At 74.2% G+C, this 13,363-nt stretch carries 14 protein-coding genes; 11 read left to right on the forward strand and 3 right to left on the reverse strand.

Going from position 1 to position 13,363, the window contains the following annotated elements:
* Positions 1 to 47: 47 nt before the first annotated feature.
* The gene (locus tag ACGFSC_RS06320; protein ID WP_359898428.1) at positions 48 to 2,105 is read left to right on the forward strand and encodes a histidine kinase; all 2,058 of its coding nucleotides are present in this window, start codon (positions 48 to 50) and stop codon (positions 2,103 to 2,105) included.
* Between the two features lie 165 nt (positions 2,106 to 2,270).
* Here the strand turns inward: ACGFSC_RS06320 and ACGFSC_RS06325 are convergent, their stop codons facing one another.
* Positions 2,271 to 2,477: a hypothetical protein gene (locus ACGFSC_RS06325; protein ID WP_359898429.1), complete on the reverse strand. Its 207-nt coding sequence runs from the start codon at positions 2,475 to 2,477 to the stop codon at positions 2,271 to 2,273.
* A 399-nt stretch (positions 2,478 to 2,876) separates the two neighbouring features.
* Here ACGFSC_RS06325 and ACGFSC_RS06330 point away from each other — a divergent pair, with 399 nt between their 5' ends.
* The 3 genes from ACGFSC_RS06330 to ACGFSC_RS06340 all read left to right on the forward strand — a co-directional run bounded on the left by ACGFSC_RS06330 (position 2,877) and on the right by ACGFSC_RS06340 (position 4,785).
* Positions 2,877 to 3,494, forward strand: coding sequence for a TetR-like C-terminal domain-containing protein (locus ACGFSC_RS06330; RefSeq protein WP_359898430.1), 618 nt, complete (start codon positions 2,877 to 2,879; stop codon positions 3,492 to 3,494).
* A gap of 153 nt (positions 3,495 to 3,647) precedes the next feature.
* Positions 3,648 to 4,214, forward strand: coding sequence for a hypothetical protein (locus ACGFSC_RS06335; RefSeq protein WP_359898431.1), 567 nt, complete (start codon positions 3,648 to 3,650; stop codon positions 4,212 to 4,214).
* Between the two features lie 4 nt (positions 4,215 to 4,218).
* Positions 4,219 to 4,785 carry a DUF6529 family protein gene (locus ACGFSC_RS06340; protein WP_359898432.1) on the forward strand — a complete coding sequence of 189 codons (567 nt, stop codon included), beginning with the start codon at positions 4,219 to 4,221 and terminating at the stop codon, positions 4,783 to 4,785.
* A gap of 154 nt (positions 4,786 to 4,939) precedes the next feature.
* On the opposite strand, the gene ACGFSC_RS06345 is transcribed toward ACGFSC_RS06340, so the two are convergent.
* Complete coding sequence (locus ACGFSC_RS06345) at positions 4,940 to 6,304, reverse strand: FAD-dependent oxidoreductase (protein WP_359898433.1); 1,365 nt, start codon at positions 6,302 to 6,304, stop codon at positions 4,940 to 4,942.
* 116 nt (positions 6,305 to 6,420) lie between these two features.
* A complete protein-coding gene (locus tag ACGFSC_RS06350) occupies positions 6,421 to 7,191 on the reverse strand; it encodes a slipin family protein (protein WP_359898434.1) in 771 nt (256 codons plus the stop codon).
* Positions 7,192 to 7,398: 207 nt separating this feature from the next.
* Here ACGFSC_RS06350 and ACGFSC_RS06355 point away from each other — a divergent pair, with 207 nt between their 5' ends.
* The 7 genes from ACGFSC_RS06355 (at position 7,399) to ACGFSC_RS06385 (ending at position 13,314) form a co-directional block, all read left to right on the forward strand.
* Complete coding sequence (locus ACGFSC_RS06355; protein WP_392862568.1) at positions 7,399 to 8,589, forward strand: MFS transporter; 1,191 nt, start codon at positions 7,399 to 7,401, stop codon at positions 8,587 to 8,589.
* Positions 8,590 to 8,871: 282 nt separating this feature from the next.
* Positions 8,872 to 9,522 carry a pyridoxamine 5'-phosphate oxidase family protein gene (locus ACGFSC_RS06360; RefSeq protein WP_359907959.1) on the forward strand — a complete coding sequence of 217 codons (651 nt, stop codon included), beginning with the start codon at positions 8,872 to 8,874 and terminating at the stop codon, positions 9,520 to 9,522.
* Between the two features lie 161 nt (positions 9,523 to 9,683).
* Positions 9,684 to 10,922, forward strand: a complete 1,239-nt coding sequence (locus tag ACGFSC_RS06365) for a styrene monooxygenase/indole monooxygenase family protein (protein WP_359907956.1) — start codon at positions 9,684 to 9,686, stop codon at positions 10,920 to 10,922.
* A gap of 196 nt (positions 10,923 to 11,118) precedes the next feature.
* On the forward strand, positions 11,119 to 11,622 hold the full coding sequence (locus tag ACGFSC_RS06370) for a hypothetical protein (protein ID WP_359907953.1): 504 nt from the start codon (positions 11,119 to 11,121) through the stop codon (positions 11,620 to 11,622).
* A 100-nt stretch (positions 11,623 to 11,722) separates the two neighbouring features.
* Positions 11,723 to 12,634 (forward strand): squalene/phytoene synthase family protein, encoded by a 912-nt coding sequence (locus ACGFSC_RS06375; protein ID WP_359907951.1) that lies wholly within the window; start codon positions 11,723 to 11,725, stop codon positions 12,632 to 12,634.
* 220 nt (positions 12,635 to 12,854) lie between these two features.
* The gene (locus ACGFSC_RS06380; protein ID WP_359907948.1) at positions 12,855 to 13,022 is read left to right on the forward strand and encodes an SflA family class IV lanthipeptide; all 168 of its coding nucleotides are present in this window, start codon (positions 12,855 to 12,857) and stop codon (positions 13,020 to 13,022) included.
* 124 nt (positions 13,023 to 13,146) lie between these two features.
* Complete coding sequence (locus tag ACGFSC_RS06385) at positions 13,147 to 13,314, forward strand: SflA family class IV lanthipeptide (RefSeq protein WP_359907946.1); 168 nt, start codon at positions 13,147 to 13,149, stop codon at positions 13,312 to 13,314.
* The last annotated feature ends 49 nt before the right edge of the window (positions 13,315 to 13,363 follow it).

The raw sequence follows: 13,363 nt of genomic DNA on the forward strand, positions 1-13,363 counted from the left end.
GCGCAGACTGCAGAGATCCGGAGGTGCCCGGCGACGAGAGGGCGGACATGGCTGCGGACAGCACACACAGAGCCTGGTGGCGGCCACGGTCCGGTCCGGCGGAGCGGCAGCTGTCCGCGGCCGGGCTGTGCGCGCTCGTCTGCCTGGTGGCCGGCGGCCTGTGGGCCGGGTACGTGGTGAGCCACCTCGGAACGCCCGGGATCTCCACACCCGCCCGTCTCCTACCGGTTCTCGGCTACGGCCTGGCGTCCGTCGCCGGCGGGGTGCTGCTGCACGCCCACCGGCCCGGGAACCAGCTCGGCTGGGTGCTGCTCGTGTACGGGGCGACGCTGATCGTCCCGCTCGCCGCGCAGACCCCGCTGTGGGTGGAGGGGGGCGGCCCCCACGTGGTCGGGGCCGTGGTGGTCCTGGTGTCGGTGGGCTACGCGGTCAGTGCCACCCTGTGGCACGCGCTGCCGCTGTGGTTGCCGAACGGGACGCTGCCGAGCAGGTGGTGGTGGTTCGCGATCGCCGCCGTGGGCCTGTGGAGGCTGGCCCCGGCCGGCTACTCCTTCTCCGACGCCACCGTGTTCGGCCGGCCCAACCCGTTCGCCGGCAGCGCCTTCGCGAACTGGCTGGGGGCGCTCGACGACCGGCTGCTCGACGCCCAGCTCGTGGTGTACGTCGTGCTGACCGTCCTGGTGGTGCTCGTCCCGCTCGCCCGCATCCGCGGGGTGTCGCGGCGTCGCCGGCAGAACGTCCTGATCGCCCTCGGCGTGTACCTGCTGTGGGGCGGAGCCGAACTCGGCTACTTCTTCGACCAGAGCACGCCCTCGTACATCGCGTTCGCCGTCACGTCGGCACTGTGGACGATCACCCTGGCCGCCGTCGTGGTCCGGGACGGCTCCTGGCGGCTCGACCGGGCGGCCCGGCGGGTCCTGGTCGGCCTGCTGGTGGCCGCCGGGCTGGCGATGGTGTTCGTGGTGGTGGCCTGTCTGCTCTCCACCATGCTGATGCCCGGCCGCGGCCTCGGGGCCCTGGTGGTGGTCGCCGCGGTCTTCCTGCTCGCGATCGGCCTGCCCCGGGGCGTGCGCGGGGCCTCCGGCCTCGTCGACCGCTGGTACTACGGCTCGCGCGCGCAGCCGTACCAGGTGCTGCGCAGTCTCGCCGGGAGGGTCAGCCAGACCGTCGACCCGCAGGAGGTGCCGGCCGTGCTGTGCCGTACCGTCAGCGACGAACTGCGGCTGCCCGGCGTGGAGTTGACCGTCTCCACGCGCAGCGGCGAACGGCCGCTGGCCGCCGTCGGGGAGCTCTCCGGCAGTGGCGAGGGCTTCCCGCTGGTGCACCGGGGGGACCAGATCGGCCGGCTCACCGTCGCCCCGCGGCAGGGCCAGCGGGTGCTCGACGACAGCGACCGCGACATCCTGCGCTCGCTCGCGGACCAGGCCGCGCCGGCCGTCGCCTCGCTCCAGCTGATGGAGGACTTGCGGGCCAGCCGCGAGCGGATCGTCGCGGCCCGCGAGGAGGAGCGCCGCCAGCTGCGCCGGGACATCCACGACGGCCTCGGCCCGATGCTGGCCGGCCTGCGGCTGCGTCTGCAGGCCGCCGCCGCGGTGGACGACCCGGCGCTCTTCTCCAGCGTGCTGGACCGGGTCGCGGACGACCTCGCCTCGGCGGTCCGGGAGGTCCGGCGGATCACCGACCGGCTCGGGCCCACCGCGCTGGGCGACTACGGCCTGTCCCTGGCGCTGAGCCGCCTCGCCGAGACCTTCAGCGGCCCGGACCTCGCCGTCACCACCAGGCTTGAGCCCGACCCGCTGCCGGCGCTGCCCGCGGCCGTCGAGGTCGCGGTCTACCGGATCACCGCGGAGGCGCTCAACAACGTGCTGCGCCACGCGCAGGCGGCCAGCGCCACGGTGTCCGTCCGGGCGGAGCCCGGGCGGCTGGTGCTCGACGTCGAGGACGACGGGCAGGGCCCGGGCCACGGGCTTCCCGTGCACCCGGGAGTGGGACTGCAGTCGATGTCCGAGCGGGCCGCGGAGATCGGCGGCAGCTGCACCGTGGACGCCCTGCGGCGCGGTACCCGGGTGCACGCGGTGCTCCCGCGCCGGCCCGCGGGCCGGTGACCGGCGAGCGGCCCGTCCGCAGCGGTCCGGTGCGGTGGGTGCGGCGAGGGCGCCGTGTGCACCCGCGGTGCGGGCGCCCGGCACGTGAAAGGGCCCCCGGCGCGACGGGTGACGGCCGGGGGCGGGACGGGAATTCCAGGAATAGGGGATACGGGGAAGAGGGGGTCAACAGACGTTCGGGGGTGTGCAGCGACCGTGGCTGGTGCCGGTCGTGCCGGAGCTGGGGCCGTGGGGCCGTTCCGCTCCGGGGGCGCTCTCGGCGCCGGAGATCCGGCACCTGCACGCCCTGGCGGCGGCGACGATGCTCACCACGGCGAAGACCGCGGCGGCGCCGGCGGCTGCCAGCGCCATGCCGGCCGTTCTTTCGGTCATGGGGTCCTCCACGGGGTTCCGCAGGCGGGTCCACTTCGACCTGCTCCTCCATGCCACCGCCGGTCCCGCCCCAGCCGCATGGGGCCACGGTCCTGTCCCGGTCCTGTCGTGCGGAAGGGGTGCGCCGGGGGCGGCGCGGGTCCGGGCTCAGGGAGCCTCTTCTCGAAGCGTATCGAGGGGGAAACCCATCGCAACTCGAACACCAGAACGGATCGTGCGGCCGGGGGCGACGCCGGGAACGGGTTCGTTCACTAACATCGACAGTGGGGTCCAGGTGATCTCCGCGACAGGGGAAGTGCTTCACCGTTCGCGCGGCCGGCCCGGGACCTTCCCGGGAACGGCGGCCGAACGCGTGGAGCGACGGGACCGAGGAAAGGCGACTGAAGAAGGTGCGCAACCATGACCGCTGAGACGGACACCGGGCACGGGCCGGTGACGGGCGCCCCGCTGCGGCGGCGCGGCGAGGCGCTGGAGAGCGCCATCTACGAGGCGGTCCTCCAGCAGCTCACCACCGACGGCTACGCCCGGCTGACCATGGAGGGGGTGGCCGCCGCCGCGCAGACCGGCAAGGCCGCGCTCTACCGCCGCTGGTCCTCCAAGGAGGAGCTGGTCAAGGACGCGCTGCGGGCCAGCCTGCCGCCGTCCGGCCCGGCCCCCGACACCGGCAGCCTGCGCGGGGACCTGCTGGAGGTGGTCACCAGGCTGCGCGCCGCGATGGTCAGCGAGATCGGCGCCGCCGTGCGGGCCGTCATGAGCGAGCTCGACCACCAGCGGGCGCACGCCTTCCTGGAGATCGTGCTGGAGCGGGTCGTCCAGCCGACGACCGCGCTGATCGCCGAGGTGCTGGACCGCGGCACCACCCGCGGCGAGGTCCGGCCCGGGGCGGTCACCCCGCTGGTCACCGACCTGGTGCCGGCGCTGATGCTGTACCGGATCAAGATGTGCGGCGGGGACGCGGTGCGGCTCGATCCGGCGGAGATCGTGGACGAGCTGCTGCTGCCGATCGTCCGTCCCTGACGGGCGCGCGGACCGGGCCACGGCCGCTGCCGTCGGCCATCAGGGTTAACGGTCGCCTCGCCTGGCCCGCCTGCTGGCGTGCCTGGTGAAGCGGCCGAGCCTGTTCGCGCTGAAGTGGTGGCACCAGTTCCCACCCCGGCCGGAGAGAAGCCCATGAGAATTTCCCGTACGGTGACCGCCACGGCCGCCGTCGTCGCCCTGGTCACCGTGGTGTGCGGCGGCTGCTCCAGCAGCAAGAAGTCGACACCTGCGGCAAGCCCGACCTCCGCGGCGAGCCCCTCCGGCAGTCAGTCCGCCGAAGCGACCCCGACGGGGAGCGCGAGCCCGAGCCCCTCCGCCGGAGCCGGCGGTGCGGCCGCCACGGTCTCGGCAACCACCGTCGGCAAGTACCAGAACATCCTGGTCGACGCCCGAGGCAAGACGCTCTACCTGTTCGAGGCGGACACCTCGCCCACCTCGACCTGCTACGACGCCTGCGCCACCGCCTGGCCCCCCGCCCTGACCACCGGCACCCCCACCGCCGCCAACGGCGTCGACCAGGCCAAGCTCTCCACGAGCACCCGCAAGGACGGCACGACCCAGATCGTCTACAACGGCCACCCGCTCTACTTCTTCGAGGGCGACACGGCGCAGGGCGACACCAACGGCGAGGAGTCCAGCGCCTTCGGTGCCACGTGGTACGTGGTCAACACCTCGGGCAACAAGGTCGAGGGCGGCTGAGCGGATGAACGGCGTCGAACGGTCGTCCCGCCCTCGGCGGGCCTCCGGCCTCCTGTGGGCATCGCTGCCGGTGGCCGTGACGGCCGGCCTCTTCTGGTACGGCCGGGCGCACACTCCCGACTACGCGAGCAGCCTCTTCGGCCGCCGGTTCGACGACGCCAACCAGCTCAAGGCCCAGCTCGGCACCGCCCTGCTGGGCCTCGCGTTGGCCCAGCTCCCGCTGGCGCTCTGGATGTACGGCCGGCTGCCCGGCCTGCCCACCGCACCCCGGTCGGTCCGGACCGGGCACCGGCTGGTCGGCCTGGCCGCGTTCCTGCTGTCCCTCCCGATCGCCTACCACTGCCTCGGGGCCTACGGCGTGCAGCTGACGGACAGTCGGATCGCCCTGCACTCGTTCGCCGGATGCTTCCTCTACGGCGCGTTCGTCGCCAAGGTCATCGTGGTCCGCCACCGCCGGCTTCCCGGCTGGGCCCTGCCCACGGCAGGCGGCGCCCTGCTCGTCCTGATCGCCCTGCTCTGGTACAGCGCCGCGCTCTGGCGCCTCAACGGCTACCACGTGCCAGGTCTGTGAGCCGTCCCCGGCGGCCCTTGTACCTCCGGACCGCCCCGCCGAGCACCGGCTCGGCGGGGCGAAATGATCAGGACCTCGAATCACCGACACGTCCGGGATCCCGTAGGGCGCCGCCCGGGCCCTCGGACGTCCGGGCCCGGACTCCTGCGGGGGCTCAGGCCCCGCTGTGGCGGAGCATGTCCTCGCGCTCGACGACCTTGACCCGCTCGCGCTGCTCGGCCTCGCCGAGCGCGCGCTCGTGGGCGTCCAGCAGCTTCCAGCCCTCCCAGGTGGTGAAGCGGACGCCCTGGGCGCGCAGGTGCTGCTCGACGGCCGCCGGGTCCGGCTCGACGGCGCCGGGCAGGCGGTCGGCGGCGTGGTCGTCCAGCAGGCAGGCGACGGTCTCGTTGGCGTCGCCCTTGGTGTGGCCGATCAGGCCGACCGGGCCGCGCTTGATCCAGCCGGTGACGTACGTGGCGGTGCGGTGCGAGCCGTCGCCGTCCAGGACCCGTCCGGCCTGGTGCGGAACGGTGCCCGAGGCCGGGTCGAAGGGCAGCTTGGGCAGCTCGTCGGAGTAGTAGCCGACCGCGCGGTAGACCGACTGCACGTCCCAGTCGGTGAAGCCGCCGGTGCCGCGCACATTGCCGGTGCCGTCCAGCTCGGTGCGCTCGGTGCGCAGGCCGACCACCCGGCCGTCCTCGCCGAGCACCTCCACCGGGGACTCGAAGAAGTGCAGGTACACCCGGTGCGGGCGGTCGCCGACGTCGCGGATCGCCCAGTTCTCCAGCGTCGAGGCGACCAGGTCCACGTGCTTGACCGAGCGGCGCTCGGCGATCGAGCCCTCGTCGTACTCGATGTCCTCGGGGGCGACGATCACCTCGATCGTGGGGGAGTGGTCCAGCTCGCGCAGCTCCATCGGGCTGAACTTGGCCTGGGCGGGGCCGCGGCGGCCGAAGACGTGCACCTCGACGGCCCGGTTGCGCTTCAGGCCCTCGTGCACGTTCGGCGGGATCTCGGTGGGCAGCAGTTCGTCGGCGGTCTTGGCGAGCACCCGGGCGACGTCCAGGGCGACGTTGCCGACGCCGAGGACGGCGACCTTCTCGGCCTCCAGCGGCCAGGTCCGGGGCACGTCCGGGTGGCCGTCGTACCAGGAGACGAAGTCGGCCGCGCCGTAGGAGCCGTCGAGGTGGATGCCGGGTATTTCCAGGGCGCGGTCGGCCGTCGCGCCGGTGGAGAACACCACGGCGTCGTAGAAGCGGTGCAGGTCGTCCAGGGCGAGGTCGTTCGGGTAGTCGACGTTGCCGAACAGCCGGACCTGGGGCTTGTCGAGCACCTGGTTCAGGGCGGTGACGATGCCCTTGATGCGCGGGTGGTCGGGCGCGACCCCGTAGCGGATCAGGCCGAACGGAGCGGGCATCCGCTCGAACAGGTCGATCGAGACACCGGGGTCCTGGGCGGCGTCGGACTTCAGCAGGGCGTCCGCGGCGTAGATGCCGGCGGGGCCGGCTCCGACGATCGCGACTCGGATCGGGCGGGGCATGACGAGTGGTCCTCCGGTCGGGCGCGATGCAACAAAGGTTAGCCGAACCTTTGTAGCAAACCCTACGGATGACCTGCGAAGTAGGCGGTGGTGATCTATGGGGCCATAGGCCCGGCCTATGCCCCCGGGTCGGCGGCCCGGGCGGCGGCGGAGGCCTCGAAGAAGCGCAGCAGCTCCACCGGGAACGGCAGCACCAGCGTCGAGTTTTTCTCCGCCGCGACCTCGACCACGGTCTGGAGCAGCCGCAGCTGCATCGCCGCCGGGGTCTCGCTCATCCTGCTCGCCGCCTCGGCGAGCTTGGTGGCGGCCTGGAACTCGCCGTCGGCGGTGATGATCCGGGCCCGGCGCTCACGGTCCGCCTCGGCCTGGCGGGCCATCGAACGCTTCATCGAGTCCGGCAGGCTGACGTCCTTGATCTCCACCCGGTCGATCTGCACGCCCCAGCCGGTGGCCGGGCTCTCCAGCATCACCTCCAGCCCCTGGTGCAGGTTCTCCCGGCCGGAGAGCAGGTCGTCCAGCTCGCTCTTGCCGATGACGGAGCGCAGCGAGGTCTGGGCGACCTGGAGCATGGCGAAGGAGTAGTTCTGGACGTCCACGGTGGCCCTGACCGGATCCACCACCCGGAAGTACAGCACCGCGTCGACACTCACCGAGACGTTGTCCTTGGTGATGCCCTCCTGCGCCGGAACCGGCATGGTGACGACCTGGACATTGACCTTGCGCATCCGGTCCAGCACCGGCAGCAGCAGACTCACACCCGGCTGGCGGACCTGCCCGCTCACCCGGCCGAGCCGGAACACCACACCGCGCTCGTACTGCTGGACCACCCGCACACCGGTCGCCAGCCAGAGCAGGAGCACCACGGCGACGATCACGACAACTGCCACGATTCCGGCCTCCCCCGTCGCGGCACAGCCGGGCCGGGGACCGGAGTGGCCCCGTCGCCCGGTGCGAGCCGCGCTGGCCAGTATGCGCTCGGGCCGGGGCGGTGGACAGCGTCGTGCGCGGGTATTCCGACGGAGCGTCGGCGGGGCCGCTGCCGCGGGCCGAAGTGAGCCCTACCGGCAGCCTGTTCGGGCCGGTAGCGTCGCCGGGTGACCACGACGATCGACTCCGCGGCGGGCTCCGGCTGCGCCCGGCCGCCACTGCTGACGCGGGCACTGCTGCTGCGCTTCGTCTCCCTGCTCGGCACCTCCGTCGGGTTCAACCTGCTGCTCTCCGCCGTGCCGCTGTGCGCCCAGGAGTCCGGCGGCGAGCACGCGGCGGGCCTGGCCACCGGCGCGCTGATGCTGGCCACCGTGGTCGGCGAACTGGCCACCCCGTGGCTGACCGCGCGCTTCGGCTACCGCCCGGTGCTGGCGGCCGGGTTGGTGCTGCTCGGCGCGCCCACGCCGCTCCTGGCGTGGACCGGGGGCATGGCGGCGGTGGTGACGGTCTGTCTGCTGCGCGGGCTCGGCTTCGCGGTCGCGCTGGTGGCGGGCGGGGCGCTGACCGCCGCGCTCATCCCGGCCGAGCGGCGCGGGGAGGGACTCGCGCTGGTCGGCCTGGTCTCCGGGCTGCCCGCCCTGGCCTGCCTGCCGCTCGGCGTCTGGCTGGGCCAGCACCTCGGCTGGGACTGGGTGTTCGCGATCGGGGCGGCGGCGCCGCTGGCCGCCGTCGCCTCCGTCCCGGCGCTGCCGGACCGCACCCGGGCCGACGGGCCGACGGTGGGGGTGCGGGAGGGGCTGCGCAGCGGCGCGCTGCTGCGGCCGGCCGCGGTGTTCGGCGCGACGGCGCTGGCGGCCGGGATCCTGGTCACCTTCCTGCCGCTCGCCGTGCCGTCCGCCACCGCCGTCGCGGTGGCGCTGCTGGTCCAGCCCGGCGCCGCGACGCTGACCCGCTGGCTGGCCGGGCGGTACGGGGACCGCCGGGGCTCGGCCGGGCTGGTGCTGCCCGCGCTGCTGGTCTCGGCGGCCGGGGTGCTGCTGCTGGCCGCCACGGGCAGCCCGGTCGCGGTGGTGGCCGGCGCCGCGGTGTTCGGCGCGGGGTTCGGTGTCGCGCAGAACGCGACGCTGGCGCTGATGTACGCGCGGGTGCCGCCGGCCGGCTACGGCACCGTGACGGCGCTGTGGAACGTCGCGTACGACGGCGGGATGGGGATCGGCGCGGCCGCCTTCGGGGCGGTCGCGGGCGGGACGGGCTACCCGTGGGCGTTCGTGCTCACGGCGGCGGTGATGCTCGCCGCGCTCGCCCCGGCCCGGTGGGACCGCCGCCGGGCCGGGGCGAGCACGCCCGCCCGCCGCTGAGCGGCCCGGTCCGGGTCTCTCCGGCAGCGCCCTGGCGAGCGCGGCGGCCCGGGCCCGCCCGGCGGCGTCGGGGTGCGGCGCCTCGGTCGGGCGGCGTGTCGGTCGGGTGGCACCGGCTGGTCGACCGCACGTCGGTGGCAGCGGCCGGCCCCGGGCGCGGACCGACACGCACGGGGCCGTGCTGTTGCTCGACTTGCCGCAGGCCGGGCGCTTGGATGGATCCGGCCTGGTCAACACCCGGACGCGGCCGGACGGCCCCCGGCAAGCCGAGGAGTCACCCCTGTGAACGACACCCCCGACCCCGCCGTCGTGGCCCGTCGGATCGCCGAACGGCGCGAGCAACTGGGCCTCGGCGAGGAGGCCCTGGCCCACCGGGCCTCGATGGCTCCCCGCTACCTGCGGTGCCTGCTGGAGGCCGGTCCCTCCTTCGACCCCGGGGGCTTCGTCCGGATCGCCGCCGCCCTCGACAGCACCCCCGAGGAGCTGGTGTCCGGCCGCGCCGACGCCCCGCCCGGCCAGGGCGGCCCCGGCCCGCGCCCCCGGCTGCTCGACCTCACCGAGCAGGAGTGCTGGCAGCTGGTCGGCGACCACGGCATCGGCCGGATCGCCCTGCCGGTCGAGCCGGGGCCGGTGGTGCTGCCGGTCAACTACGTGGTGGACCGGGGCTCCTTCGCCTACCGCACCGGCGAGCACGGCGCCGCCTCCCCGGAGGAGGGGGCCGCGGTCTCCTTCCAGGTCGACCACATCGACGAGTACCTCGGGCGCGGCTGGAGCGTGCTCGCCCTCGGCCCCGCGCACTACGTGGACGACCCCGCCGAACTGGAGCGCCTGGCCGGCCTGCCCGGCGCGGCCCCCTGGGCGGGCGGGGACCGGCCGCGCTGGGTGCGGATCCGCCCGGAGGAGGTCAGCGGACGGCAGCTGGTCACGGGGTGACGCACCTGCCGTCCCGCCGGGCCCGGGAGCTCCGGCAGGAGGGCGGGCGACGGGCACCGGCACGGCCCGTGGACGGGCGTCCCGATGACTGGTAAGCAGTCCGGTGGCGGCCGGGCCGTGCGGGCCGCCGTCCGGGACGTACCACCAGGAGAGCAGGGGCGATGCGCAGAATTCTGATCGTCGGCGCCGGGCAGGCCGGACTCCAACTGGCCCTGGGGCTGCAGGCCCACGGCTACGACGTGACGGTGCTGACCGACCGCGGCCCGGAGGAGGTGCGCGGCGGGCGGGTGATGTCCAGCCAGTGCATGTTCGACTCCGCGCTGCGCACCGAGCGCGCCCTCGGCCTCGACCTGTGGGCCGACCGGGCGCCCCGGATCGAGGGCCTCGGGGTGTCGGTCGCCGGACCGGAGGCGGAGCGGGCGATCGACTGGGTCGCCCGGCTGGACGCCCGCGCGCAGTCCGTCGACCAGCGGCTGAAGATGTCCACCTGGCTGGAGCTGTTCGCCGGACGCGGCGGCCGGGTGGAGCTGCGCCAGGTGACCGCGGCCGACCTGCAGAACCTGGCCGGCTCCTACGACCTGGTGCTGGTCGCCTCCGGAAAGGGCGCGCTGGCCTCGCTGTTCGAGCGCGACCACGCGCGCTCCCCGTACGAGCGGCCGCAGCGCGCGCTGGCCGCCAGCTATGTGCACGGGCTCGGGCCGCGCCCCGAGCACGACTACCCGGCGGTGCGCTGCAACCTGGTGCCCGGCGTCGGCGAGCTGTTCATGGTGCCCGCCCTGACCGAGGCCGGGCCCTGCGACATCATGATCTGGGAGGCCCGACCGGGCGGCCCGGCGGACGCCTTCGACGGGATCCGCGATCCGGCCGAACACCTGCGGGTGACCCTGGAGTTGATGAAGACCTTCACACCCTGGGAGTACGACCGCACCCGCTCCGGCGTCGAACTCACCGACGCGGGCGGCACCCTGGCCGGGCGCTTCGCCCCGGCGGTGCGCCACCCGATCGGCGAACTGCCCGGCGGCGGTTCGGTGCTGGGCGTCGCGGACGTGGTCGTCCTCAACGACCCGATCGCCGGCCAGGGCTCCAACAACGCCGCCAAGTGCGCCGCCGTCTACCTGGAGGCGATCCTCGACCACGGCGACAGGCCCTTCGACCGGGCCTTCCAGCAGGAGGCCTTCGACAGGTTCTGGCACCTCGCCGCCCCCGCCACCACCTGGAGCAACCAACTGCTCGCCCCACCGCCCCCGCACGTCCTCCAGATCCTCGGCGCCGGGGGCCGGTCGCCCGCCGTGGCCCACCGGTTCGCCAACGCCTTCGACGAGCCGGCGGACCTGGAGGAGTGGTACTTCGACCCGGCCCGGGCGGGCTCCTACCTGGCCTCGGTCGCCGTCGGCGACTGAGCGGACGCCGGGCGGACCACCGAAGGGTCAAGATCTTCCCAAGTCCCGGACAAGCGGGCACCGTTCGTGGTGGGTTCTTCTCGCCCCCGGACGGGGGTCCCGTCCGGCCCGTCACCCGGGCCCGGCGGGCGGCGTGGACAACGGGAGAAGACCAGTGGCGGTCGACGGGGGCAACATGGCCCAGGCTGTGATCGATATGGCGTACAACGAACGCAAGCGGCTGCACACCGGCCGCAGCCGGACCGTCGCCGTGGTCGTCTTCGGCCTGCTGATCGCACTCGGCTTCTTCCTGGCCCTGGTGGTCGGGAAGGCGGACCCGGACACCCCGCCGACCTGCGACGGCCAGACGATGACCCGGCACAGCGAGTGCCGGATCTGGTCCAGCCGCGGCGGCGGGGGCACCTACTCCTACGACGAGATGATCGACCGTCGGGAGTCCGGCAACGGGGTGTGGCGGGTGATCGGCTTCGGCGGCGCGGGCGTGGCCGCCGTCCTGATGGTCGTCTCCATCGCCAAGCTCAACCCCAACCGCCCCTGGGGCGATCCGGTCGGCGCCGCGTGCCCGCGCTGCCGGGAGCTCAACCTGCGGGAGAAGCACACCGTGCACAGCGTCACCCGGGGCCGGACCACCCACCGCTACAGCGGCATCGTCACCCTCTGCACCCCGGCCTGCGGTTTCGCCACGATCCGCCAGCGCTGACCGGCGCCGCCGCGGCCCCGGGGCCGCAGGGCCCCGAATAGGTCCTCCCGCTCCCACCGGCTACGCTCGGCCCCGTCGAACGAACGATGGGGTGGACCGAGTGGGCAGGTGGGAGCGGGCGCTGGACGCGGCCGGGGTGCGGGAGGCCGGCCTGCGGGCCGACTACGGCCGGCAGCGGCAGCAGATGGCCCGCTACCGGCGGGAGGCCGCGCTCGCCACCGAGCTGCTGCTGCCCGCGCGGATGGTCCCGCACGTGATCGCCGCCGCCGCCTTCATGCACCGCACCGACACCCTGCTCGACAGCGGCCCGCTCGCCGAACGCCGGGCGGCGTCCGCCCGCTGGCGGAAGCGGGTCACCGACGGCCTCGCCGCCGGCCGCACCGACGACCCCGAGCTGCGCCCGCTGCTGCACAGCGTCGCCGCCCACCCCGTCCTGCGGGACCGGGTGCTGGACTTCCTCGCCGCGACCGGGGCCGACCTGGACTTCACCGGATTCGCCACCGAGGAGGACTACCAGGCCTACGTGGACGGGTACTCGCTGCCCGGCTTCATGGTGGTCGCCGGCCTGATCGGCCCGGACGGCGACCAGGGCGGCTACCGCGCCGCCTGCCGCACCTTCATCGACGGCAGCCAGCGGCTCGACTTCGTCAACGACCTCGCCGAGGACCTCGCCGACGGCCGGCTGACCATCCCCGAAGAGACCCTGAAGGAGCACGGCGTCACCCGCGCCGACCTGGAGCGGGCCCGCGACCTGCCCGCCGTCCGGGCCCTGCTCGCCGCCCTGCTCGACCGCGCCGACCGCACCCTCGCCGACGGCAGGGCCGTCATCGACCGGGTGCCGCCCGCCCACCGGCCGATGGTCCGCTGCATCGTCGGCGTGGAGGAGCTCACCAGCGCCGCCGCCCGCGCCGACCTCGGCGCCCTGCTGCGCCGCTCGGCCAGTCCGGCCAAGCCCGCCGCGCTGCGCCTGCTGGCCCGCGAGTACCTCCGGGCGCGCCGCCCGCGCGGCTGACCGGTCGCCGGCCCGTGAACGCCTCCGGTCCCGGAGGCGGCGATCCGGTGTGTGCGGCCCCGGTGAGAGCCGTCGGAGCCGGTGTCCACAAACGGAACCTCCCTTTGTCGTAGGCGATCCGGCAGGTCGGTCGGCGCCCTGTCCCGAGTGGGGCGGCCTGGCTAGCATGAGCGCGCTCAGCAAGCAGGACCCAAAGACCCCAATCATTGGGAGGACCCCCATGAGTGCCGTGATGACCGACATCCGCGACGCCGGCCTGCTGGACATCGACGAGGACGCCATCGTCTTCGAGGACGAGTTCGACGCCGACCTCACCCCCGTGGCCTGCCTCGCCGACCCGTGGGTGACCTACGTCCCGACCCGCTTCCCCTGTGAGTTCAACTCCTGATCCGTCCGGATCCCGAGGCACGGCGGACCGGGGGACGGGCGGAAGGACGAGCGCCCCGCCCGACCCCGGCTCCGAGCGCGGTCAGCACGTAGGACCCAAAACTCCAATCATTGGGAGGACCCCCATGAGTGCCCTGATGACCGACATCCGCGACGCCGGCCTGCTGGACATCGACGAGGACGCCATCGTCTTCGAGGACGAGCTCGACGCCGACCTCACCCCCGTGGCCTGCATCGACGACGTGTGGGTGACCTACGTCCCGACCAGCTTCCCCTGCGAGTTCAACTCCTGATCCCTTCGGATCCCGGAGCACGGCGGACCACGGCGGACCGGGGAAGGAC

The sequence above is a fragment of the Kitasatospora sp. NPDC048715 genome, from assembly GCF_043198905.1.
GTDB lineage: Bacteria > Actinomycetota > Actinomycetes > Streptomycetales > Streptomycetaceae > Kitasatospora > Kitasatospora lactacystinica.